General features: G+C 69.8%; 19 protein-coding genes, 1 tRNA gene and 1 riboswitch. Of the genes, 5 read left to right on the top strand and 15 right to left on the bottom strand.

Annotation, left to right across the window (positions count from 1 at the left end):
* Positions 1 to 2: 2 nt before the first annotated feature.
* The 13 genes from BCL67_RS09575 to BCL67_RS09515 form a co-directional block, all read right to left on the bottom strand.
* Positions 3 to 371, bottom strand: coding sequence for a helix-turn-helix domain-containing protein (locus BCL67_RS09575; RefSeq protein ID WP_258174934.1), 369 nt, complete (start codon positions 369 to 371; stop codon positions 3 to 5).
* Between the two features lie 5 nt (positions 372 to 376).
* Positions 377 to 1,807 (bottom strand): allantoinase AllB, encoded by a 1,431-nt coding sequence (allB, locus tag BCL67_RS09570; RefSeq protein ID WP_219886485.1) that lies wholly within the window; start codon positions 1,805 to 1,807, stop codon positions 377 to 379.
* A complete protein-coding gene (locus BCL67_RS09565; protein WP_106123222.1) occupies positions 1,807 to 3,285 on the bottom strand; it encodes a uracil-xanthine permease family protein in 1,479 nt (492 codons plus the stop codon). The genes allB and BCL67_RS09565 overlap by 1 nt, the downstream gene beginning before the upstream one ends.
* 156 nt (positions 3,286 to 3,441) lie before the next feature.
* Positions 3,442 to 4,392 carry a factor-independent urate hydroxylase gene (gene pucL / locus BCL67_RS09560; protein WP_106123221.1) on the bottom strand — a complete coding sequence of 317 codons (951 nt, stop codon included), beginning with the start codon at positions 4,390 to 4,392 and terminating at the stop codon, positions 3,442 to 3,444.
* Positions 4,393 to 4,500: 108 nt separating this feature from the next.
* Complete coding sequence (gene uraH, locus BCL67_RS09555) at positions 4,501 to 4,827, bottom strand: hydroxyisourate hydrolase (RefSeq protein WP_106123220.1); 327 nt, start codon at positions 4,825 to 4,827, stop codon at positions 4,501 to 4,503.
* Positions 4,828 to 4,846: 19 nt separating this feature from the next.
* A complete protein-coding gene (locus BCL67_RS09550; RefSeq protein WP_106123219.1) occupies positions 4,847 to 5,782 on the bottom strand; it encodes a MurR/RpiR family transcriptional regulator in 936 nt (311 codons plus the stop codon).
* A gap of 7 nt (positions 5,783 to 5,789) precedes the next feature.
* The gene (locus BCL67_RS09545; protein ID WP_106123218.1) at positions 5,790 to 7,043 is read right to left on the bottom strand and encodes an allantoate amidohydrolase; all 1,254 of its coding nucleotides are present in this window, start codon (positions 7,041 to 7,043) and stop codon (positions 5,790 to 5,792) included.
* On the bottom strand, positions 7,040 to 8,338 hold the full coding sequence (locus BCL67_RS09540) for a pyridoxal-phosphate-dependent aminotransferase family protein (RefSeq protein ID WP_106123292.1): 1,299 nt from the start codon (positions 8,336 to 8,338) through the stop codon (positions 7,040 to 7,042). Before BCL67_RS09540 ends, BCL67_RS09545 begins: the two co-directional genes overlap by 4 nt.
* Before the next feature lie 52 nt (positions 8,339 to 8,390).
* The gene (gene uraD, locus BCL67_RS09535) at positions 8,391 to 8,882 is read right to left on the bottom strand and encodes a 2-oxo-4-hydroxy-4-carboxy-5-ureidoimidazoline decarboxylase (RefSeq protein WP_181255962.1); all 492 of its coding nucleotides are present in this window, start codon (positions 8,880 to 8,882) and stop codon (positions 8,391 to 8,393) included.
* Positions 8,869 to 10,188, bottom strand: a complete 1,320-nt coding sequence (locus BCL67_RS09530) for an amidase family protein (protein WP_106123217.1) — start codon at positions 10,186 to 10,188, stop codon at positions 8,869 to 8,871. The genes uraD and BCL67_RS09530 overlap by 14 nt, the downstream gene beginning before the upstream one ends.
* Positions 10,188 to 11,327, bottom strand: coding sequence for an acetamidase/formamidase family protein (locus BCL67_RS09525; RefSeq protein WP_106123216.1), 1,140 nt, complete (start codon positions 11,325 to 11,327; stop codon positions 10,188 to 10,190). The genes BCL67_RS09530 and BCL67_RS09525 overlap by 1 nt, the downstream gene beginning before the upstream one ends.
* Before the next feature lie 89 nt (positions 11,328 to 11,416).
* Complete coding sequence (gene metX / locus BCL67_RS09520) at positions 11,417 to 12,547, bottom strand: homoserine O-acetyltransferase MetX (RefSeq protein WP_106123215.1); 1,131 nt, start codon at positions 12,545 to 12,547, stop codon at positions 11,417 to 11,419.
* Positions 12,548 to 12,562: 15 nt separating this feature from the next.
* On the bottom strand, positions 12,563 to 13,981 hold the full coding sequence (locus tag BCL67_RS09515; protein WP_106123214.1) for an O-acetylhomoserine aminocarboxypropyltransferase/cysteine synthase family protein: 1,419 nt from the start codon (positions 13,979 to 13,981) through the stop codon (positions 12,563 to 12,565).
* A gap of 132 nt (positions 13,982 to 14,113) precedes the next feature.
* A riboswitch (SAM riboswitch) is annotated at positions 14,114 to 14,247 on the bottom strand.
* A gap of 201 nt (positions 14,248 to 14,448) precedes the next feature.
* Here BCL67_RS09515 and BCL67_RS09510 point away from each other — a divergent pair.
* On the top strand, positions 14,449 to 15,966 hold the full coding sequence (locus BCL67_RS09510) for an FAD-binding oxidoreductase (protein ID WP_258174933.1): 1,518 nt from the start codon (positions 14,449 to 14,451) through the stop codon (positions 15,964 to 15,966).
* On the opposite strand, the gene BCL67_RS09500 is transcribed toward BCL67_RS09510, so the two are convergent.
* The gene (locus tag BCL67_RS09500) at positions 15,941 to 18,019 is read right to left on the bottom strand and encodes an FAD/NAD(P)-binding protein (protein ID WP_106123213.1); all 2,079 of its coding nucleotides are present in this window, start codon (positions 18,017 to 18,019) and stop codon (positions 15,941 to 15,943) included. The genes BCL67_RS09510 and BCL67_RS09500 overlap by 26 nt on opposite strands.
* A 139-nt stretch (positions 18,020 to 18,158) precedes the next feature.
* Between BCL67_RS09500 and BCL67_RS09495 the strand changes: the two genes are divergently transcribed.
* Positions 18,159 to 18,250: transfer RNA gene (locus tag BCL67_RS09495), tRNA-Ser, on the top strand.
* Positions 18,251 to 18,334: 84 nt separating this feature from the next.
* Here BCL67_RS09495 and BCL67_RS16070 read toward each other — a convergent pair.
* Positions 18,335 to 18,556: an AMIN-like domain-containing (lipo)protein gene (locus BCL67_RS16070; RefSeq protein WP_445641286.1), complete on the bottom strand. Its 222-nt coding sequence runs from the start codon at positions 18,554 to 18,556 to the stop codon at positions 18,335 to 18,337.
* A gap of 664 nt (positions 18,557 to 19,220) precedes the next feature.
* On the opposite strand from BCL67_RS16070, the gene BCL67_RS09485 reads away from it, so the two are divergent.
* The 3 genes from BCL67_RS09485 (at position 19,221) to BCL67_RS09475 (ending at position 22,221) form a co-directional block, all read left to right on the top strand.
* Entirely contained in the window at positions 19,221 to 20,291 is a 1,071-nt protein-coding gene (locus BCL67_RS09485; protein ID WP_106123211.1) for an NAD-dependent epimerase/dehydratase family protein, read from the top strand.
* 117 nt (positions 20,292 to 20,408) lie between these two features.
* Positions 20,409 to 20,885 carry a hydroxyphenylacetyl-CoA thioesterase PaaI gene (paaI, locus tag BCL67_RS09480; protein WP_106123210.1) on the top strand — a complete coding sequence of 159 codons (477 nt, stop codon included), beginning with the start codon at positions 20,409 to 20,411 and terminating at the stop codon, positions 20,883 to 20,885.
* A 4-nt stretch (positions 20,886 to 20,889) separates the two neighbouring features.
* Complete coding sequence (locus tag BCL67_RS09475) at positions 20,890 to 22,221, top strand: AMP-binding protein (RefSeq protein WP_106123209.1); 1,332 nt, start codon at positions 20,890 to 20,892, stop codon at positions 22,219 to 22,221.
* The last annotated feature ends 8 nt before the right edge of the window (positions 22,222 to 22,229 follow it).

Raw genomic sequence — 22,229 nt, 5'->3', positions numbered from 1 at the left:
GCTCAGGCGCGCGCAGAGGCGGCCTGACCGAGCAGGATCAGCTTCTCCCCCAGCCCGTAGCTGCGGTTCGCGAGCTGCCGGACGTAGCCCTTGGCGATCATCGTGCGCAGCAGCCGGTGCGCGGTCGGTGCGGGCAGGCCGGTCTCCTCGGCGAGCTCGCTGAGGCTCAGCTGTCCCCCGTGCGCGTTGATCACCTCGAGGATGTCGAGGGCTCGGTCCACCGACTGCACACCCGGGGCGCGCCGGGCCCCTGGGCTTCGAATCTCTGGGGCTGCCATCTCCAGGCTCAGAGTCCCTGGGCTCTGAGTCTCTGGAGTCCGCATCTCTGGGGTTCGTCCTTCGTCCACGGCCTGCTCCTTCTGCTCATCCATCCGGCTCAGCGCCTCAGCGCGCTGAGCTCGGGGCTGCCCAGTCCCTGCAGGAACCCGCCCACCGGGACCAGTGCGCTGGTCGTGTCCTGGGCGGTGTAGAGCGGGGTGCCGCGCAAGACCGCGCCGACCACCGCACCGGTGATCTCGTAGTGGTCATAGGCGGAGATCGGGTTCTTGTGCGCGAGTCCGGCGGCGGAGACCATGTTGGTCTGGCCGGGGTCATAGATGACCAGGTCCGCGTCCTTGCCCAGGGCGATGCTTCCTTTGCGGCGCAGCCCGGCCAGCAGCGAGGTGTTGGTGGCCATCCAGGCGCTGACGGTCTCGATCCCGATCCCGCGCAGCCGCGCCTCGTGGGCCACGGCGGAGAACCCCACCTGCAGTCCGGAGATTCCGCCCCAGGCCTGCTGCAGGTCGGGAGCCCCTCGGTGCTTCTCCTCCGCGGTGGAGGGTGAGTGGTCGCTGACCACGGCGTCGATGATGCCCTCGCGCAGCCCGTCCCAGAGCGCCTCACGGTTGCCGCGGTCGCGGATCGGCGGACAGCACTTGAACTCGGCCGCCCCGTCGGGGATCGCTTCGGCGTCGAAGCAGAGATAGTGCGGGCAGGTCTCCACGGTCAGCGGGAGACCCTCGGCCCGGGCGTCGGCGATGATGTCCAGAGCGCGCGCCGAGGCCAGATGCAGGATGTGCGTGCGGCAGCCGGTCTCGCGCACCGCTTCGATCAGGTCGCTGATCGCCGCCACCTCGGCGTCATGGGGCCGGGTCTCGGCCCAGTCTGCGTAGTGGCTGAGCCGGCGTCGTCGTCCGGTGAGGTCGGTGGCCCGTTCGATGGTCTCGGCGTCCTCGGCGTGGACGATCACCAGACCGTCGAAGCTCGCGACCTCCGTCATCGCCTCGCGCAGCTGGACCCCGTTGACCGGCGGAAACTCATCCACCCCGGAGGGCAGCAGGAAGCATTTGAAACCGAAGACCCCGGCGTCCCAGAGCGAGCGCAGCTGTGCGGTGTTGCCCGGGATGATGCCGCCCCAGAAGCCGACGTCGACGAAGGTCTGTCCGGCGGCGGCCTGCTGCTTGATCCGCAGCGAGTCCACGTCGACGGTGGGCGGGATGGAGTTCAGCGGCATGTCCACCACCGAGGTGACGCCGCCGAGCGCAGCGGCCATGGTGCCGGTGGCGAAGCCCTCCCAGCTGGTCCGGCCCGGTTCGTTGATGTGGACGTGGGTGTCGACGTTGCCCGGGAGCACCTGGTGCCGGGGACTGACCACGGTCATTCCCGCGCCCGCGCCGACGTCGCTGGCCTTGACGATCTCGGCGCGACGTCGGCCCTCGCCGGAGCTGAGCCGGTGGATGCGGATGATCTCGCCCTCGAGGACCTCGAGGTGGGCCGGGGTGAACTCACCGTCGAGCAGGACCTGCTCGGCGATGAGATGACGCAGCATCATCGACCGGCCTCCGCAGCTGCGGCAGCGGCGGGAGTACCGGCGGGGGCCTGAGCGCCTGCGCCTGTGGCGGTTCCTGCGGCGGCAGGCTGGCGGTCGGTCGTGGAATCGGCGGGCAGCACCGCGTTCATCACCACTGCGATCAGCATCGCCGGCACGATCCCCGAGGTGAGCAGCAGCGCGATGTCTGCCGGGAGGGCGGAGGTGACCTCCGCGGGGGCGAAGGAGAAGCCGATGCCCAGTCCGAGGGAGACCGCGACGATCAGCAGCGCGCGACGGTTGAGCACCTCGCTGCCGATCACCTGGATGCCGGCGGCGGCGACCATCGAGAACATCACCAGCACCGCGCCGCCGAGCACGGCGTAGGGGATGGTGCTGAAGAAGGCGGCGAACTTCGGCACGAAGCCAGCCAGGAGCAGGATGCCGCCGGCGAGGGCGACCACGAAGCGGCTGACCACGCCGCTGAGGACGACGACTCCGGTGTTCTGGCTGAACGTGGTGTTGGGCATGGCGCCGAACAGCGCACCCAGCGAGGTGCCGATGCCGTCGGCCATGACGCCGCCGCTGAGCTGGCGCGAGGTCGGCGTCCGGCCGATGGCGGTGCGCGAGACGGCGGTGAGATCGCCGATGGACTCCACCGAGGAGGCCACCGCGATGATCGTGATCGCGATGATCGCGGCGCTGGTGAAGTCCATGCCGAAGTGCAGCGGCATCGGGGCGAAGATCCAGTCAGCCTCGGCCACCGCCTCCATGCTGACCATCCCGAAGGCCGCGGCCACCGCGTAGCCCACCAGCAGGCCGACCAGCACCGAGGCCACCGAGAGCAGTCCGCGGCCGAACTGGTTGCACAGCACGGTCACCGCGACCACCAGCGCGGCGATGGCGAAGTGGAACAGCGCCCCGTAGTTCCCGGCAGCCTCGGCGGGGGCGCCGCCGGCGGCGTAGTCGATCGCCGTGGGCATGAGCTTGATCCCGATGATCAGGATGATCACGCCGCAGACCAGCGGCGGGAAGAGCCGGGAGATCCAGTGCAGCGCCCCGCCGAAGAGGACCTGGACGAACCCGGCCACGAAGGCTCCGCCGAAGACCGCGGCGATGCCGAACTCCTGGGCGATCGGGATCGCCACGGCCAGGAACGCGAAGCTGGTGCCCTGCATCACCGGCAGCCGGGATCCGACCGGCCCGACGCCGAGGGTCTGCAGCAGGGTGGTCACCCCGGAGACGATCATCGCCAGCTGCACCATCAGGGTGGTCTCCCCCGCCGCCATGCCGATGGCGGTCGCCACGATCAGCGGCGGTGCGGCGTTGCCGACGAACATCGCCAGCAGGTGCTGGATCGCGAGCGGGAACGCCCGATGCAGCGGCGGCATCTGGTTCACCGGATCGAGCGCGTCACCGTTCGCGCGCTGCGCCTCGGGCTCCCCCGGGGAGGTCGACACCTCAGAGCTGGTGCGGGCTGCGGTGGTCTCGGCACTCATGGGAGCAACTTCCTGTCACGGTGAAACCGGCTGGTTGCTCCCACGGTATGAGTCCGTTGTTAGGGCTGTGTTTCCGAGCGATTACCGCTAAGAGAAACATGCGTTCCGTGTTTCATCACCTACGGAACGGCTGTTTCTTGTGGCGCGCAGCAGGGGTCAGCAGAAGCCGCCCAGCCACTCCCAGGCGTCCGGGCGTGCAGGGGCGTCGCGGCGGGTGACCGAGGCGTTCATCAGGCCGTAGGGCCGGTCACCGGCCTGGAAGACCTCATTGGGGTTCTCCAGGCCGAACGGGCTCAGGTCCACCACATAGTGGTGGTTGTTGGGCATCACGAAGCGGATGTCCTCGATCTCGGGCACTGCGCCCAGCACGGCCCCCCCGGCGGCGTAGAGCGTCTGCTGCAGAGACAGCGAGTGGACCAGGGCGAACTGCTCCAGCACGATCTGCTTGACCCGGGCATAGATCGCGTCGAAGTCCGCAGGTGCCTCATCCGGGGACCCGGGGCCCGGCGCCCCCGGCTCTGCAGCGAAGAGCCAGCGCGCGGTGATGTCGGTGGCCATGATCCGGTCCTGGGCCTCGGGCAGGGTGGTGTAGCGATCCCGGGGGAATCCGGAGAACTCGCTGCCGGTGGTCTTGAGCACGGTGAGGTCGCTGAAGCCGCCCAGCAGGTGCTCGATCCCGTCCTGGACGGTGAGCGCGGCGGTGCGGATCTCCTGCTTGGACTTCACGAAGGAATGCTCATGGGCACCCAGCGTGCCGTCGGGGCCGGGCACCTGGATCCGCTCCCAGGGGTAGGACTCCGCGGTCCAGCGCCCGCCGCTGACCTCGTCCTGGGCGGTGAAGTGTCGACCCAGGAGCAGCAGGAACTCCTCCGGGGTGGAGATCCCGTGCTCCTTGGCGAAGGCGTAGACCGTGTTCTTCTGGGTATCGGTGGCGATCACCCGGGTGTTGTCCCCGCTGGTGTAGCAGTCGGTGAAGTCGCCGCGCAGCATCGAGCTGACATTGAGGTCAATGAGGGTGTGCACCGGGGTCTCCCGGTTGACCCGGACCACTCGGACCTCTGCCTTGCCGTACTGGTTCGGACCGAGGACGACGTCGGAACTGCTCATGGGGTGCTCCTGTTTCTGGGCGAGGTGCGGGCTGGGGCGAGGCTGGTGGGGGCGGGGCTGGTGAGATGGAGTCGTGACGGGGACAGGGCGAGCGGCCGGACTGCCCGCTCAGCTGCCTCGGTAGGTGGTGTAGCCGAAGGGACTCAGCAGCAGCGGCACGTGATAGTGCCCGGCGGAGGCCTCCACGGTGAACGCCAGCGTCACCTGGGGGAAGAAGTGCTCGAGTCCGCGGGCGTCGAAGTGCTCCCCGGTGGCGAAGATCAGCTCGTAGGTCCCGGGGCTCAGCGACTCGGGGCCGAGCTCACCGATGCGCCCGTCCTCGTCGGTGGTCCCGGTGGCGATCTGGCGCTGGTCCGGTCCGCGCAGGAGGACCTGGATGCCCGCGGCAGGTGTCCCGGTGCTGGTGTCCAGGACGTGGGTGGTGATGAGGCTCATCGTGGCTCCTGTCGTGATCTCAGTGCTCGAGCTCGTCGAGCTCGTCGTAGGCCTTCGCGATGGCGGAGATGCGTTTGCGTCCGGCGCCCAGCTGGCGGTTGAGCACCCCGTTGGCCAGCAGGCTGACCAGGGACATCGCGGCGGCGTAGCTGTCGAATGCCCCCTCGGAGTCGATCGGGCACTCGATCCAGCAGTCGGCCTCCATCGCGTAGTGCCGCGAGGTGGAGTCGCCGAGGCAGAGCAGCTGGGCCGACGACGCGGCCACCGCCCGCACGGCCTTGCCGAAGACCACCGGACGACGCCGGAAGCCCACCGCCACCACGAGGTCCCCGGCGCCGATGCCGGCGAGCTCCTCGCCCAGGGTCTGTCCGGGCTGGGGCGCCAGGCGCACCTTGGACCGGGTCTGGATGAGCTGCTGGTGCAGGTGCAGCGCGACCGGGTAGCTGTTGCGCAGGCCCAGCACGGTCACCCGTTCCGCGGCGGCGAGCATCTCCACCGCCTGCTGCAGCCGGCCCTCGGCCAGGCCGGCCCCGAGTCGGGCGAGGTTCTCGTGGTCGCGGGCCTCGTGGCGCTGGACACCGGTGGAGGCGTCGTTGTCCGCCGAGGTCACCGGGGCCGCGGTGGGCACCCCGCGACTGCGCAGCGCTCGGGCGTGGTCCTTGACCTCGCGGAAGTCCTCGAAGTCCAGCTTCCGGAAGAGCCGGGACACCGTGGCCTTCGAGACCCCGGTCTCCCGGCTGATGTCGGCGGCGGAGAAGATCGCGAGGTCCCCGAGGTGTTCCAGCAGGAAGTCGGCCACGCGGCGCTCCTGCGGCGGGAGGCTTCCGTAGCGGGCATCGATCCGCGCGTCGATCCGGGTCTCGGTGTCGAGCCGGGATTCGGTGTCGAGCCGGGACTCGGTGTCAGATCGGGGCTCGGTGCCTGATCGTGTCTCGGTGTCCGGGGTCTTCGTCATCTGCTGCTCACTCTCGCTGCTCGGCGGCCACTGTCCAGACGGCGCGCTCCAGGGCCTGCAGGGCGAGCGCAACGTCTGCCTCGAGCACATTCTCCTCTGGATGGTGGCTGATCCCGTCCTCACAGCGGGTGAAGAGCATCCCGATCTCGGTGACCGCCGCCATCGCCATGGCGTCGTGCCCGGCTCGGGAGTACAGCGTGATCGGGTCGTGGTCCCCGGTCTCGGCGACCCCGACGGCGAGCGCCCGGCGCAGCCTCGGCGAGCAGCTCACCGTGGGGGCCGAGTGGATCTCCTCGATGACCAGCTCGAGGCGCCGCTGCGCGCAGAATCCGCTCAGCGCGGCGTGGATCTCGTCCCAGGCAGAGTCGCGCAGCGTGTCGGATTCGGCACGCAGGTCCAGGGAGAACTCGACCTCGCCGGGGACCACGTTGACCGCGCCGGGGCGGGCCTCGAGCTGGCCGACCGTGGCGATGACCCCGCGGTCGCGGCCGATCCGCTCGACGTCGAGCACCGCCTGGGCGGCCCCGATCAGGGCGTCGCGGCGACGTTCATAGGGGGTGCCGCCGGCGTGCCGGGCCTCCCCGAGGATGTTGAGCTTGAAGCGGCGGGCTCCGGCGATGGAGCTGACCAGGCCCAGCGGTCGACCCTCGGCCTCGAGGTAGGGGCCCTGTTCGATGTGGGCCTCGAGATAGCCGACCAGGTCCTCGGGCGCCCGGGCGGCGCCGTCGATCTTCTCGGGGTCCAGGCCGAAGTCCCAGAAGGCCTGGGCCATGGTGACACCCTCGGCGTCCACGGCCTCCCACCAGTTCGCGTCCCAGGTGCCGGCCATGGCGCGGGAGCCGAGCAGGGTGGCGCCGAAGCGGGCGCCCTCCTCGTCGGCGAAGGCGACGATCTCCACCGCGAACGGCAGCTCTTTGGCGTGCGGGGCGAGTCTGCGTGCGGTCTCGATCCCGAGCAGCACGCCGAGGATCCCGTCGTAGCGGCCGGCGTCGGGCACGGTGTCGAGGTGAGAGGCGATGATCAGGGCGGGCAGACCGGAGCGGGCGCCCTCCAGGCGTCCGCACTGGTTGCCCGCGGCATCCTGCCAGACGTGGAGTCCGGCCCCGGCCATCCACTGCGCGGCGAGCGCGTTGTGCCGGCGGTGCTCCTCGGTGAGGTAGGCGCGCAGGATCCCGTCAGGCATCGCGCTGATCTGCGCGAGCTCGTCACACCGGGCCATGATCCGGGCGGCTTCGCTCGTCGTGTGGACCTCGCCGGTCATCGGGCGGCCTGGTTGGTCGCGGCGGCGTTCTGAGAGGTCGCGGCGGCGTTCTGGGAGGCCATGGCGTTCTGGGAGGTCACGGCGCCCTGGTACACCTCGGTGGCGGCGCCGACTCCCCCGCCCGGGGTCACGCTCGCACCGCCGGCGCGCAGCACCTGCTCCAGCGCGGCCAGGGTGAGCAGCACCGCGTCCTTGCGGGCGTTGTAGCCCATCGTGCCGATGCGCCAGACCTTCCCATGCAGCGGGCCGAAGCTGGTGCCGATCTCGATCCCGAAGTCGTGGAGCATCGCGTGCCGGGCGGCGTCGCCGTCGATCCCGGCCGGGATCTGCACGGCGACCACGTTGTTCATCTTGTGCGCGACGTCGCCGAAGACCTCCAGGCCCAGACCCTGGACCCCGGCGAGCATCGCCGCGCCGTGGAGCTGGTGCCGGGCGATGGAGGTGTCGATGCCCTCCTCGAGCAGCAGCCGGGCGCATTCGCGGGCGCCGTAGAGCATCGAGGTGGCCTCGGTGTGGTGGTTCAGCCGCTGCGGGCCCCAGTAGTCGAGGATCATCGCCAGGTCGAAGTAGTTCGAGGCGATCCGGCGGCCGCGACCCTCCGTGCCGTCGGCGATGCCCTCCTCCACGTGGCGGCGGGAGCGGATGACCTCCACGGCACGGTCGGAGAGGCTGATCGGCGCGGAGCCGGAGGGACCGCCGAGGCATTTCTGCAGGCCGGCGGTGACGGCGTCGACTCCCCAGTCATCGGCGCGGAACTCGTTGCCGGCCAGGGAGGCGGTGACGTCGGTGTAGAACAGCACGCCGTGGGCCCGGCAGATGGCGCCGATGTCGGCGAGCGGCTGGTTCATCGTGGTGGAGGTGTCGCCCTGGACCAGCGCGAGCAGGGTGGGCTGCTCCTCGATGATGGCCTGTTCGATCTCCTCGGGGGTGAACACCTGGCCCCAGGCCTTCTCGCGGACGGCGACGTCGGCTCCGGCGCGCACCGCGATCTCCTTGAGCAGGTGCCCGAAGCGGCCGAAGATCGGGACCAGCACCTTGGCGCCGGGTTCGATCAGGGAGATCAGCGCGGCCTCGATGCCGGCCCGGGAGGTGCCGTCCACCAGCACGGTCGCCTCGTTGGCGGTCTTGAACACCCCGCGGTAGAGCTCCATGACCTCATTCATGTACCCGGTCATGGCCGGATCGTACTGGCCCACGAGCTGGGCGGACATGGCGCGCAGCACGCGCGGGTCGGCGTTGATCGGGCCGGGGCCCATCAGCAGCCGTGGGGGCGGATTGATCTGGCTGGAGCTCATGGACACCATGATACTGAAACTATTGTTTCATTTATGAAACGGGGACGTATCCTCAGGAAACGCTGTGTTCCAGACGCAGCACCGCAATCTCGGCCAGCTGCTCGCGACGGATTCCGGCCTCCTCATCGTGGGTGTTCTGCAGCCGCAGCGTCAGCTGGGTCATCATCTCCGCCGGGGTGCGTCCGGCGGCCCGGATCAGGAAGATCCGGTCGAAGCGGTCCTCGTAGGCCTGATTCGCGCTGATCCATTCCTGCTGCGCGATCTCGTCCTCGCTGAGGCTTCCCTGTTCCCGCCGGGAGGCCAGTGCTTCCCGCGTTGCGCCCTGGACCTTCTCACCGATGCGGGGGTGGTGCTCCAGGGCGGCGTCGACCTCCAGGTCGGTCCAGTCCTGGGCGATCTCTGCCGCGACCTGAGTGAGCTCCTCGACGCTGGCGTAGGGACGCCGGGCCAGCAGCGCGGCCCGCCAGGAGGGGATCGGGGCGCAGGAGGCGATCAGCTCGGTGAGCTCCTCGGGGGGCGCGGCATTGAATTCAGTCAGCTTCATGGATGTCCTTGTCGTCGATGCCGCGAGTGCGCCCAGGTGCCCGCGTGCGGAGGTGTCCATGGAAGGCCGCGGCGTGGTGGATCAGGGCGATGTCGCTGCCAGCCGGGCCGATCAGGCAGACGCCCGTGGGCAGTCCTGCCCGGGTGCGCAGCGGGACGTTGACCACAGGAAGCCCCGCCAGGCCGGCCAGGCAGGTCAGCATCATGGTGCCGCGGCGATGTTCCTCGATGACGGCGCCGCCCAGGGCTGCGGCCTCGCGCAGCGGGGCGGGCCCTGCCGCGGAGGGCACCGCGAGGATCCCCTCCCCGACCCAGCCCCGGATGATCCGGCGGGCTCCTGCCGCCAGCGCCCTGGCCTGCATCTCCTGGTCGGCGGTGAGCTCGCTGGCCATCCGGAACCTGGCGCCGACGTCCGATGCCATCGCCTCCCAGTGGCCGGCGATCCACTCGCCGTGGTTCGCCCAGGCCTCCCGGAACTGGATGATCCGGAACGCCTCGAACCAGGCGGCGTGCATCTCGGGTGAGACACCCTCGAGCTCGTGCAGCTGCACCGGGGCACTCTCGAGTCGGCGTTCGACGGCGGGGCTCGCCTGGGCGTCGAGCGCGGCGCGCACCGCATCGGCGACCTCCGGCTCCACCTGGTCGAACAGACTCGGGATGAGCTTCAGCCCAGGGTCGGGAGCGAGAGCGGGCTCCCCGATGTGGCGGCCGGCGTGGCGGCCGGTCTGGGCGAGCAGCACCTGCGCGACGGCGGCGAGTGCGCCCGGGTCGCGGGTCATCCAGCCGACGGTGTCGAAGCTCTGCGCCAGCGGCTGGACGCCGTCCAGGGCGATGGCGCCGTGGGTGCTGCGGATGCCCCAGAGCCCTTGGTAGGAGGCGGGCACCCGGATGGAGCCGCCGGTGTCGGTGCCCAGTCCGATGCTGGCCTGACCCAGCGCCGCGGCGGAGGCGGAGCCGGAGCTGGACCCACCGCTGATCCGCGCCGGGGCAGCCGGGTTGGGCGGCGTGCCGTAGTGCTGGTTGGTTCCGGCCAGGGAGAGCGCGAACTCATCGGTCTGCGCAATCCCGGTGATCGCGGCGCCGGCGTCGAGCAGCTGGGCCACCGCGGTCGCGGTGGTCGTCTGGGGCTGCGCCTCGGCGAGCCACACCGGGTTGCCCGCACCGATCCGGTGCCCGGCCACGGCATAGAGGTCCTTCACCGCGAGGGTGTGCCCGTCGAGCGCTCCGGTTCCGGTCGCTGGCAGCAGCGGGGCGCCGGAGTCGCCGCGGACCCGCCAGACCGTCGAATCGGTGTGGGCGGGTTCCATCACAGCCCCGCGAAGTCTTTGACCGAGACCTTCGCGTGGACGCCTTTGACGATGTCGACCACCTGGGAGATGTTGAAGTCGGTGGCGGCGGAGAGGTAGGCGTAGGCGTGTTCGGCGTCGAGCCCCCAGCGGGCCTGGAGCAGCACGATGGCGTTGCGCACGCAGTTGCGCACCGCGATGTCGAGGTCCTCGTCCATGCCGGTGGGGATCAAATGATCGGTGGTCTCTGCGAGCGGTCCGATCTGCTCGCCGAAGGCGCGCAGCGCCTGCTCCCGGGGGACGACGTCGAAGCGGAGGTGTCCGCGCAGCGAGGCTTCCATGGCGGTGAGCGCGACCTCGCCGTCGCCCTGGGCGAAGTGCGGATCTCCGACGAAGGCGAGCGCTCCGGGCACCTGGACCGGGAGGTAGAGCGAGGTCCCTTCGGTCAGGACCTTGATGTCGATGTTCCCGCCGTGGGCGCCGGGCGGCACCGAGTGGGGCCGGACGTCGCCGGCCACGGCCACTCCGATGGTCCCGAAGAAGGGGGCGAGGTCGAACCTGAGCTGCCGCGGGGCGCCGGCCCTCGGGGCCATCCAGCCGCGGGGGACGCCGGCGTCGTCGGGCTCCACGGCCGCGAAGATCGACACATTGGCTTCGCCGCGCGGGTACTCGCCGTTCAGCGCCCCCTTGCCGTGCCGGTTGGAGATGATGCCATAGGGCACGCGGCGCTGGAGCTTGTCGATGGTGACCTTCAGCAGGTCTCCGGGCTGAGCGCCCGCCACGTGGATCGGGCCGGTGTTCACATGCGGGCCGTCGACACGCGGATCCCGGGCATGCTCGCTGGCGGCGAGCTCGATCGCGTCGGTGAGCACATGCTCAGCGGGGACCCCGTGGCTGGCGAAATAGCCGGCCGGGTCCCTACCCTGGTCCTCCAGGATGCCTTCGTGGGAGAGCGTGTCGATGACGACCTGCTCCCCGGGCTGGATGTGCAGCACAGGGACGTCGGTGGCGCAGGGCAGGCGACCCCAGAAGATGTTCTCTGCAGCGGCGGACAGGTAGCGGGCACCCTCGGGCAGATGCTCCCCGGGCTGCAGGATGGGCTCGGGGCTGGTTTCAACGCCACGCTGGACGCGGGACTGCTGGCTGGTGGGCAGGCTCATGGATCACTCTCCTCGTCCCGATCAAGTCTGCCCGATCAGGTGTTACAGCAGAATGACGGCCCGAAACCGCTGTTTCAGGTCACCCTGTGTCAGAGGCGCAGCGGTGCCCGGCTGTCCAGCCGCAGCGTCTCCCGCATGGCCTCGCCGAGCTGCTCGGCGCTGGTGAGGAAGCCGTCGTGCCCGATGGGTGAGTCGATCATGTGCACCCGGTGGTCCCCGGGAATCGCGTCGGCGATCTCCTGGGACTGGGCCGGGAAGTAGAGCCGGTCGGTGGTCACGGCGGCGAGGAACGGCACCGCGGTGACTCCGGCGAGGGCCTGGTCCACTCCCCCGCGTCCGCGGCCGACGTCGTGGCTCATCAGCGCCTCGGCGAGGACGATGTAGGCATTGGGGTCGAAGCGCTGCAGCAGCTTCTCCGCCTGGTGGTCGAGATAGGACTCCACCTGGTAGCGCCCGCGTCGGCGCTCCGAGAAGCCGAACGGGTCTTCGGAGCCCTGTGCGGAGCGGCCGAAGCGCACCGCCAGCTCGTATTCGGCGCGGTAGGTGATGTGCGCGATCCGTCGGGCCAGCCCGAGGCCGGCCTGCGGTGCGGGGCCGCCGTAGTAGTCGCCGCCAGCGAAGTTCGGGTCGTTCTCCACGGCCAGCACCTGGGCCTGGCCGAAGGCGATCTGTTCCGCGGTGGACGCCGCTCCGCAGGCGAAGACGGCCACGCCTTCGACCATCTCCGGGTAGGTGACGGCCCATTCCAGCGCCCGGGCGCCTCCCATGGATCCGCCGATCACCGTGTGGAACTTCCGAATGCCCAGGGCCTGAGCCAGCCGGGCTTCGAGATGCACGGAATCGCGAATGGTCACGAAGGGGAATCGGGAGCCATAGGGCTTCCCCTCGGGATCCAGGGAGGCGGGTCCGGTGGAGCCGTAGCAGCCGCCGACCATGGCCGGGGCGATGACGAACCAGCGCTCGGTGTCGATCGGGCGACCGGGTCCGAGCAGCCCCTCCCACCATCCGATGGAAGGGTCCGCTGCGGTCGCGGCGACGTGGGAGTCGCCGGTGAGGGCATGCGCGACGAGGATGGCGTTGCTGCCGTCCTCATTGAGCGTGCCCCAGGTCTCGTAGGCGAGAGTGACTCCGGGCAGCTGCCCGCCGGTCTCAAAGGTGTACGCGCCGACCTCAAGGGTCTTCAGCGCCCCGGCAGGTCGGTTCCCAAAGTCATTCAGCACCTGATCACCCTAACCTCAGACCGCCGCGGCGGTTTCTTGCTTCGTCACATTCTGCGCATCGGCCCCGGAGGCGCCCGCCGCGTCGGCGGCGGCCTGGGCTGCCTTCTCGAAGCCCTGGGCCAGGTCGGCGATGATGTCGTCGATGTGTTCCAGGCCCACCGAGAGCCGGACCAGTCCGGGCTTGACCCCGGCGGCTCGCTGCTCGGCGGGGCTGAGCTGGCTGTGCGTGGTCGAGGCCGGGTGGATCACCAGCGAGCGGACGTCGCCGACGTTGGCCACCAGCGAGTGCAGCTCCAGAGCGTCCACGAAGGCCTGGCCCGCGCGGGCCTGCGCCGCGACGTCGTCGGCTGCCCCACCGGCGAGCTCGAAGGACAGCACCGCCCCGGACCCGCGGGGCAGGTACTTCTGGGCGCGCTCGAAGCAGGGGCTCGACGGCAGGCCGGAGTAGTAGACCCGCCGCACGTCCTGGTGGGCCTCGAGGTATTCGGCGACCTTCTGGGCGTTCTCGACGTGGCGCTCGATCCGCAGCGAGAGCGTCTCCAGGCCCAGGTTGATCTCGAAGGCGTTGTGCGGGGACAGCGCCGGTCCGAAGTCGCGCAGCAGCTGGACCCGGGCCTTGAGGATGAAGGAGAGGTTGACTCCGAAGATCCCTTCGGCCCCGAGATCCCGGCCGAAGACCAGCCCGTGGTAGCTCTCATCGGGGGTCGAGAAGCCGGGGAAGCGGTCCGGGTGGGCGAAGTAGTCGAAGCGTCCGGAGTCCACGATCACCCCGGCGATGGCGGTTCCGTGCCCGCCGAGGAACTTCGTCGCCGAGTGCACGACGACGTCGGCGCCGAAGTCGAAGGGCCGGATCAGGTAGGGCGTGGTCAGCGTGGAGTCGATGATCAGCGGTGCGCCGAACTCGTGCGCCACCGAGGCGACGCCCTCGATGTCGAGCACGTCGCCGCGCGGGTTCGCCACGGCTTCACCGAAGAAGGCCACCGTGTTCTCCCGGGTGGCGGCGCGCCAGGACTCCAGGTCATCGGGGTCCTCCACGAAGGAGACCTCGATGCCGAACTTCGGCAGCGTGTGCTTGAAGAGGTTCTGCGTGCCGCCGTAGAGCGTGGGTGAGGCGACGATATGGCTGCCGGCGTGGGCGATGTTCAGCAGTGCCAGCGAGGTGGCGGCCTGGCCGGAGCCGACGGCGAGCGCCCCAACCCCACCCTCGAGGGCGGCGATCTTGTCCTCCACGGCCTGGACCGTGGGGTTGCCGATGCGCGAGTAGATGGGGGCGATCTCTTCGAGGCCGAAGCGGCGCGCGGCGGCGGCGGTGTCGGGGAAGACGAAGGAGGTGGTCTGCTGGATCGGCAGCGCCCGTGCTCCGGTGACCGGGTCGGGGGCGACTCCGGCGTGGATCTGCTGGGTCTCGAACTGCCAGTTGGTCTCGTTGCTCAAAGGATTCTCCGTTCAATGCGGCCCAGGACCTGGACCGGATATGAACGTCGCTGCGGGTGATCGAGCTGCCGGCGCGAAGATCCTGTACGGCCCTGTCCTGAGGACTGGGGTGTTGGGCCCGCACTGGTGTGTGGCCCGCGCTTGCCACGGTCAGTCGATGAAGCTTCCTGAAGACTGCCGCAGCCAGGTCGTCACCCGGGGCACCCCACCGCGAACTGGAGGGTTGCCGGCCAGCAAACCGGGGTTTTGCGCTGGCACTCTTGACCTAGGCACAAGTCTGCATGGCGGAATGCCTGCGTGCAAGTGCTGACTCCGGGCGGGGTTCGCAGTTCGTCACGTTCAGCCCCGGCCTGGCGAAAAATCGTAGAGCTGTCGCTTTGTCGTAGCGCTCTAGCTCCACGATCCGCCACAGAGCTACGATTTTTCAGCCGGGGCCGGGGGCGCGCCCTGACCTAGACTCATCTCCCATGAGCGCCTCCGACAACGATGTCCTGAAAGCCCTGCGCAGCGCCTTCGCGCCGCACGCCCTGACCACCGACCCGGCCGAGCTCGACGCCCACGCGGTGGACAAGGGGCCGCTGGAGCATTGGCAGGTGCACCCGCCGCGCGCCGTCGTCTTCGCCGAGTCGACCCAGGACGTGCAGCGGCTCGTGCGACTCTCGGCCGAGCACGGCTTCGCGCTGATCACCCGGGGCGCCGGGACCTCGGTCTCCGGTGGGGCCAACTCCACCGAGGGCTCCGTGGTGCTGAACCTGACCCGGATGAACCAGATCCTCGCGATGCGGCCGGAGGACGAGGTCGCCGTGGTCGAACCTGGCGTGATCAACGCCGATCTGAACGCCGCCGCCGCGGAGCACGGGCTGATGTACGCCCCGGACCCGGCGAGCTACCGCACCTCCACGATCGGCGGCAACGTCGCCACCAACGCAGGCGGGCTGCGCTGCGCCAAATACGGGGTGACCCGGGATTCGGTGCTGGCCCTGGACGTGGTGCTCGCCGACGGCACGCTGATCCACACCGGCCAGGCCACGTTCAAGGGGGTCGCCGGCTACGACCTGACCAGCCTGTTCGTCGGCTCGGAGGGGACGCTGGGCATCGTCGTCGGGGTGACCGTGCGCCTGCGCCACCTGAGCCCGCACACCGAGACCATCGCCGCGTTCTTCGAGGAGCTGACCACGGCGGCGCAGGGCGTGCTGGAGATCGGCAAGGCCCGGGTGCAGCCGGCGATCACGGAGCTGCTGGATCGCAACACGATGCTCGCCCTGGACCAGGCGCAGGGCTCGGACCTGGCCCAGCGCGGCAACACGCTGCTGCTGATCCAGACCGACGGGCACGGCGCCGCCATCGAGGCCGAGATCATCCGCGACGTGCTGCGCGGACTCGGGGCCACTGTGAGCGACCCCGGCTCCGCCGAGTCCGAGCGGCTGATCGAGCTGCGCCGGCACGCCCGCGGCGACGGCATCGCCACCGAGGTGCGCGTGGGTGAGGACGTCGCGGTCCCGCGCTCCCGGCTGGTGGACTACATCCGTGCGATCGAGGACCTCGCCGAGGAACACCAGGTCCAGCTCAAGGTGGTGGCGCACGCCGGGGACGGCAACCTGCACCCCACCTTCAGCGTCCCCAGCTCCGAGCTGAGTCCCAGCGCCGTCTCTGAGACGACAGCCGACGACGACGCGGCCTCCCCCGCTGCACCTGAGGCTGCCCCCGTCACGATCGACCCCAGCAACCTTGACCCCACGACCGTCGACGCCGCCGAGAGCGACCTTCCGGCCTCGGCGATGTCCCGGCTGCATGCGGCGTTGGACGGCTCGGTCCGGCTGGCGTTGGAGATGGGCGGGACCATCACCGGGGAGCACGGGATCGGGACCTATAAGCTGCGCTGGCTGGACTGGGAGCAGTCTGCGGAGGTCATCGCGCTGCAGCGCCGGATCAAGGACGTGTTCGATCCGGAGTGCCGGCTCAATCCTGGGCGGGCGATCCTGTAGTCGCGCGGACCGGACCGGTGAGGATCGCGCGGGCCGCGGCGTCGGCGTCTGCCAGGGACCGGGCGGAGGAGTCCACGTCCCCGCCGGCCTCGGCGGCGATCGCGGTGCCCCATTGGACCGAGCTGAGCTGCAGGCCCAGCACGTAGATCTCCTCCGGCTCGGCGCGGTCCATCGGGATCAGCCGGTGCGGGAGGGGGGTCACGTCGAAGCCCTTTCCTGCTCGCGGCGCCCCGGAGGCGTCGACGAGTTCGCGCGGCCGGGCCAGGCCGCTGCGCAGCAGTCCGGCCACCAGGGGCGAGCGGGAGAGCTGCACCCGGTTGGCCGGCATCATCGCCTCCAGCAGCCAGCGCGCCTGGTATGCCGGGGCGGCCACAGCCGGGGACTCGGCCGTGTAGAAGCCGGTCTCACGGTCCACGTCGAAGATCGGCTCGGGTCCGAGGAACTCCACGATCCCGGCGCGGGTGAGCGCGGCGAGCTCCTCGATCCGCTGCAGCGGCGGGCCGCTGGCCAAGCCCTCCACCAGGGATTCGAACCAGCCCTCGATCTCGCTGATCTGGCTGGACTGGGACACCCGGCCCTGGCTGATCAGCGCCTTGACCTCCATCCGGGCCAGGTGCAGCGCACCGATCGCCATCTTCACCGGGCTGCGCACCCCCGCGGCGGAGGTGGCGGCGTCGTCCTCCAGGTAGGCGCTCATATGCTGCTGGTACTGCTCGGCGGATTCGAAGGTCAGTCCGCCGAAGGGCCTGCCGAGGGAGCGGATGTCGAACCAGAGGACATCGGGGGCGAGTTCGCGCAGCAGTCGCTGGCCGCGGGTCTGCAGCACCGCCTCGCCCAGGTGGGTGTCCGCCAGGAGTTCATCCAGGGCCGCATCGAAACCGGGGTCGAAGAGCTCCGGGACCAGCTCCACGAGGGTCCGGTAGTAGGTGCGCAGCACGTCGCGCTGCATCAGCGGCCAGAGGTGGGCGGAGAAGTCGAGCACATCGTGGCGTCGTTCGGCCGCGGCCACCGCCTCGGGGCTGAAGTGGTGCAGGCTCACTCCCACCGGGGCGAAGCCGGGCGCCTCGGTGAGCGCGGTGGACTTGGCCCGGTAGGGGGTGCCGCGCCGGGATCCGGCCACCAGATGCGGCTCGTCCCCGGTGGCGAGGTATTCCAGGCGCTGCCCGGCGGGGCGGTCGGTGTGTTCGTGGAACGCTCCCCCACGGCCGACGCTGGCCTGGATCATCAGGTCGAAGAAGTTCAGCCCCATCCCGCGGACCAGGACGTTCTCGCCCGCGGGCAGCGAGTAGTAGTCCACCTCGGTGGGGATCGCGGGCGGCTGGTAGTGCAGCCCGAGCTGCTCGGCGACCTCGGTGAAGTGCTCGCCGGATTCGTTCAGTCCGGCTGGGATGTGACCGAGCGCGAGCACGACCTGATCGACGCGCAGCCGATCAGCTGAGGCCGGGCGGGCGGCGTCGTCTGGGTCTTGAGGGGTGTCATTGAGGGTGAGCTCGTAGCCGGAGTCGGCGCGGCGCAGCTCGGTGACCTCCGCGTGCTGGTGCTCCACGGTGATGCCGGGCTGCTCTGCGAGCGCCGCGCAGACCTCGGTGTGCAGCCAGCTGAGGTACTGCCCGTACGCGGCGCGAGTGGGGTAGTCGGTGTCGGTCCCGCCGTGGTCGATCCCCTTCGGCACCGGCGGCTCGAAGCCGTCGGCGCGCACCGAGGTGGCGGTCTCCTCGGCCTCGTGCTCGTGCCGCCACTGCGCGAAGGAGCGTGAGGCCGACGACGCCGGCAGCTGGGTCTGGGTGGCGCCGGCGGGCGCCGCAGTGGGGAAGCTGGCCGGGGTGTTCATCAGGTAGAGCGGGGACTGCTGTGGGTTCCAGACCCGACCGGGACCGTGCGGCGCCGGGTCGATGACCAGGATGCGCAGCCGAGGGGACGGTGTGCCCTGCTCCAGCGCGGCGTGCTTCACCGTGCCGTTCTCCACCGCGGCCAGGAGCCGCTCCAGGAAGGAGGTGCCGCGGGGTCCGGCACCGATCAGCGCGACACTGCGTTCCTCGGTCTGGCGGGGCATGGGTGGCGTGTTCTCCTGGTGGATTCTGCGGCCGTCTGGTCCCGACCAGGCTACTGCGAGCGCGCGCTTTGTCAGTTTCCTGGACGAACCGCTAGTCTAGACGGGCGCACGAGAACGGTTCGCCGAATTCGTGGGCACAGGAGGCGTGCCAGAGCGGCCGAATGGGCTTCACTGCTAATGAAGTGTCCGCCTCAAAGCGGACCGGGAGTTCAAATCTCCCCGCCTCCGCCACCTTTGTGAAGAAGAACCCCCGTCGGGAGCAGTCCTGACGGGGGTTCTTCTGCGTCTGCCGCGGCGACACCCGACGTGGTGGGCCTACTCCTGTGCGATGTCCAGCACCATCCGCACCGGATCATCCAGCTGCTGGACCCGGAAGTCGCGCTCCTGATCCAGACTGATCAGCACCTGGCTCTCGCCGCCGAGCAGCTCGCCGGGCTGGATCTGGCGCACCATCGCCGCCTCGGTCTCCGGGGTCCAGGACTCGGTCCATGCGGCGGCCTCGGCCTCGGGTCCGCCGGTGGTGCCGAGGACGTCGATGAGCAGCTCGCCCCGGTCAGATCGTCCGGAACCTCGCTGAAGCCCTCCCCCTGACTTCCGGGCTCGATGTACTGGGCCTGGTGCGCGAGATCCGTGTCCAGCGCGTATTCCAGCACGATCCGCTCATAGCCCTCGTGGGAGCCGAGCCGGACGTCGTCGAGGACCTGCATCGTGTTGTGCCCGACGTCGAGCTGGAAGTCGGTGAAGTCCTCGCTCGCCTGGAGCTCGGTGCTGAACCCGCTGAGATCAACGGCTTCGGAGTCCTCCTCCGAACCTTCCTCCGAGGTCTCCTCCAGGTTCGGAGTCTCGGACTCGTCGACGCCGTCATCATTGCTCGGCTCCTCAGACTCGTTGCCCTCGTCGGACTCGCTCTCCTCGGCGGGCTCCTCCATCGCAGCGGGCTCCTCCGTCTCGGTCGACTCTGTCGGGTCCTCGGAGGGTGCCGAGCTCTGCTGCGTCGGTTCGTCCGGTGGCAGCTCATCATCGGAGGATCCGCAGCTGGTCAGCGCAAGCGCTGCGGCGATCGCTGCAGTGGAAAGCAGTGCGTCTTTGGGGCTCATCATCCGGCGCTCTTCTCAGGGGGTCGGGGTGGTTCGTCACTGACAAGTCAACTTCTGACCTGCACTGATCACCGGATCCTGCCGGATATCGCTAGGCTCGGTGCATGACTTCCTCCGCCGCTCCGCTGCCCGCCGACTCACCCGCTCCACGCGCCGTGCTGGTGGGCTGCGGCGACGTCGGCACCCGGATCGGAACCCGACTGCTGGACCGAGGCTTCAGCGTCACCGGGTGGCGGCGCAGCCCGGAACGTCTGCCCGCCGCCTTCGACGGCGCAGCCATGGACCTCACCGAGGAGTCCAGCATCCCGACCCTGCCCTCGGACACCGCCGCGGTGGTCTTCTCCCCCGCCGCCGGCACCCGGGATCCGGAGCGCTACGAGCAGGTCTACCTGCGCGGCCTCGAACGGGTGTTGGACCGGATCACGCAGGCGGGCCTCGCCGAGACCGTGCAGGTGCTTCTGGTGTCCTCCACCTCGGTCCTCGGAGACGCTCAGGGCCGGGTGGACGAGTCCGCCGCGCTGACTCCCGCCAGCCCGACCGGTGAGATCCTCGCCCGCACCGAGGCGCTGCTGCAGCAGTGGCGGGAGGCCGGGGTCGAGTCCTCCGCCCGCGCGCGCAGCGGGATCCTGCGACTCTCCGGGATCTACGGGCCCGGACGCGACCGGCTGATCAAGCAGCTGCGCTACGGTGCGGTCGGCGAAGCCGCAGGCCAGGACGATCATGATGCCTGGCGGATCTCCAACCGCATCCATTCCGACGACGCCGCGCGCGCCGCCGTCGAACTGTTGACCGCCGCGGCCCCGCCGGCCCTCGTGCTGGGCGTGGACAAGCTTCCGGTGCCCCTGGGCGTGGTGCACAACTGGATGGCCGACCAGCTGGAACTCCCTCGTCCGTGGAGCGATCCGCGGCTCGCGCCCGAGGTCCTGGATTCGGTGCCGCTGAACTCCCCGGTCCGCCGTCATGGCGACTCCCCCTCCGGCTCCGTGCTGACCGATTCCGGTCTGTCCGGCGCCGATATGTCCAGCGCAGATCCTGCCGGTGCAGACATCTTCACGTCCGAGCTGCTGCGCGCGGGCCACGGCAAGGCCCTCGACGGATCACTGCTGCACCGCCTGCTCGGCGAGCTCCTGCACCCGGATTTCCGCTCGGGATACACCGCCGCGCTGCGCGAATAGCGCGTCGTCGTCGAGCCAGCAGGTGGACCTGCCTCGACTGTGCTTGACATCACATCTACTCCGGTGCTTCAGTTGACTTACCGACCATTCGGTCTAGAAATGCGATGAGGAGCACCGATGACTGAGTCCACCCAGCTCGCCCCCGAGGGCCTGAACTCGAGCACCGCAGCCCCGAGCACCGCAGATCAGCCTCGGCACCGGATGCTGGAGAATGATCGAGCCTCCGAGGCGCTCGGCATCGTGGTGCTCACCGCAGATCCAGGCCATGCACGGATCAGCATGGTGATCCGCGAAGACATGACCAACGGCTTCGACATCGCCCACGGGGGAATGATCTTCGCCCTGGCCGACACCTGCTTCGCCATGGCCTGCAACCACCCGAGCCTGGACGAGGGCACCATCACCGTGGCCTCCGGCGTCGACATCAACTTCCTGAAACCCGCCCTGCTCGGCGAGACGATCACCGCCGAAGCCGTCGAAGTGGCGAGCACCGGGCGCAGCGGCGTCTACGACGTGAGGATCACCCGCGGCGATGACCTCCTCGGCGTCTTCCGCGGCCGCTCGCGCACCATCGCCTCCCCCGGAAAGAAGTGACCCGATGAGCATCCTCAACACCGAAGCCTCCGCGATCCCCGCGACCGCGCCGGGACTGCCTGACACCGAAGAGCTGATGAGCCGCGAGGAGATCGAGGCGCTCCAGCTCACCCGTCTGCAGCAGACCCTGCGCCACGCCTACGACAACGTCGCGGCCTACCGCGAGCTCTACGACGCCCACGGCGTCGGCCCCGATGACCTGCAGACGCTGGAGGACCTGGCGAAGTTCCCCTTCACCGACAAGGAGTTCCTGCGCGCCGCCTACCCGTTCAAGGCCTTCGCGGTGCCGATGGAGCAGATCCGCCGGGTGCACGCCTCCTCCGGCACCACCGGGCGTCCGACCGTGGTCGGTTATACCGACGAGGACATCGACACCTGGGCCACCCTGCTGGCCCGCTGCCTGCGCTACTCCGGGGCCCGCCCGGGAGATCTGGTGCACAATGCCTACGGCTACGGCCTGTTCACCGGCGGCCTCGGCGCCCACTACGGGATCGAGAAGCTCAAGGCCACGGTGATCCCGATGTCCGGCGGCCAGAGCGAGAAGCAGGTCCAGCTCATCCAGGACTTCAAGCCCCGGGTGATCCTGTGCACCCCCACCTACCTGCTCGCCCTGGCCGACGCCTTCCGCGCCGCCGGGGTGGACCCGCGGGAGACCTCCCTGGAGGTCGCAGTGCTCGGCGCCGAACCCTGGACGGACAAGATGCGCCACGAGATCGAACAGACCTTCGCGCTGAAGGCCTGCGACATCTACGGCCTCTCCGAGGTGATGGGCCCCGGCGTCGCCGGCGAGTCGGTGGCGCGTCAGGACGGCTCCACGATCTGGGAGGACCACTTCCGCCCGGAGATCATCGACCCGATCAGCGAAGAGGTGCTGCGCACCGGCGAGCACGGTGAGCTGGTCTTCACCACGCTGACCAAGCAGGCGCTGCCGATCATCCGCTACCGCACCCATGACCTGACTCGGCTGCTGCCGGGTTCCGAACGCCCCGGTCACCGTCGCATGGGTCGGATCACCGGACGCAGCGACGACATGATCATTCTGCGCGGGGTCAACCTCTTCCCCTCCCAGATCGAGGAGATCGCCCTGGAGATCAGGGAGCTCTCCCCGCACTTCCAGCTGCGCCTGGCCCGGCCCGGAAAAATGGATGAGATGACCGTGCACATCGAACGCCGCCCCGAGACCTCCGCCGAGCAGGCGGAGACGGCAGGTGCGGAGCTGGCGCGGCAGATCAAGGTCAAGGTCGGCTCCAGCTGCAAGATCAGCGTGGAGGAGCCCGGCTCCCTGGCGCGCTCCTCGGGCAAGCTGCGCCGAATCTATGATCAGCGGCCGCGATAGTCGCGCGA

Origin of the sequence: Nesterenkonia sandarakina (assembly GCF_003003175.1) — a bacterium.
Lineage (GTDB): Bacteria > Actinomycetota > Actinomycetes > Actinomycetales > Micrococcaceae > Nesterenkonia > Nesterenkonia sandarakina_A.
Note: the sequence above shows the minus strand (reverse complement) of the source record. Positions and strands in the feature narration are given on the sequence as shown.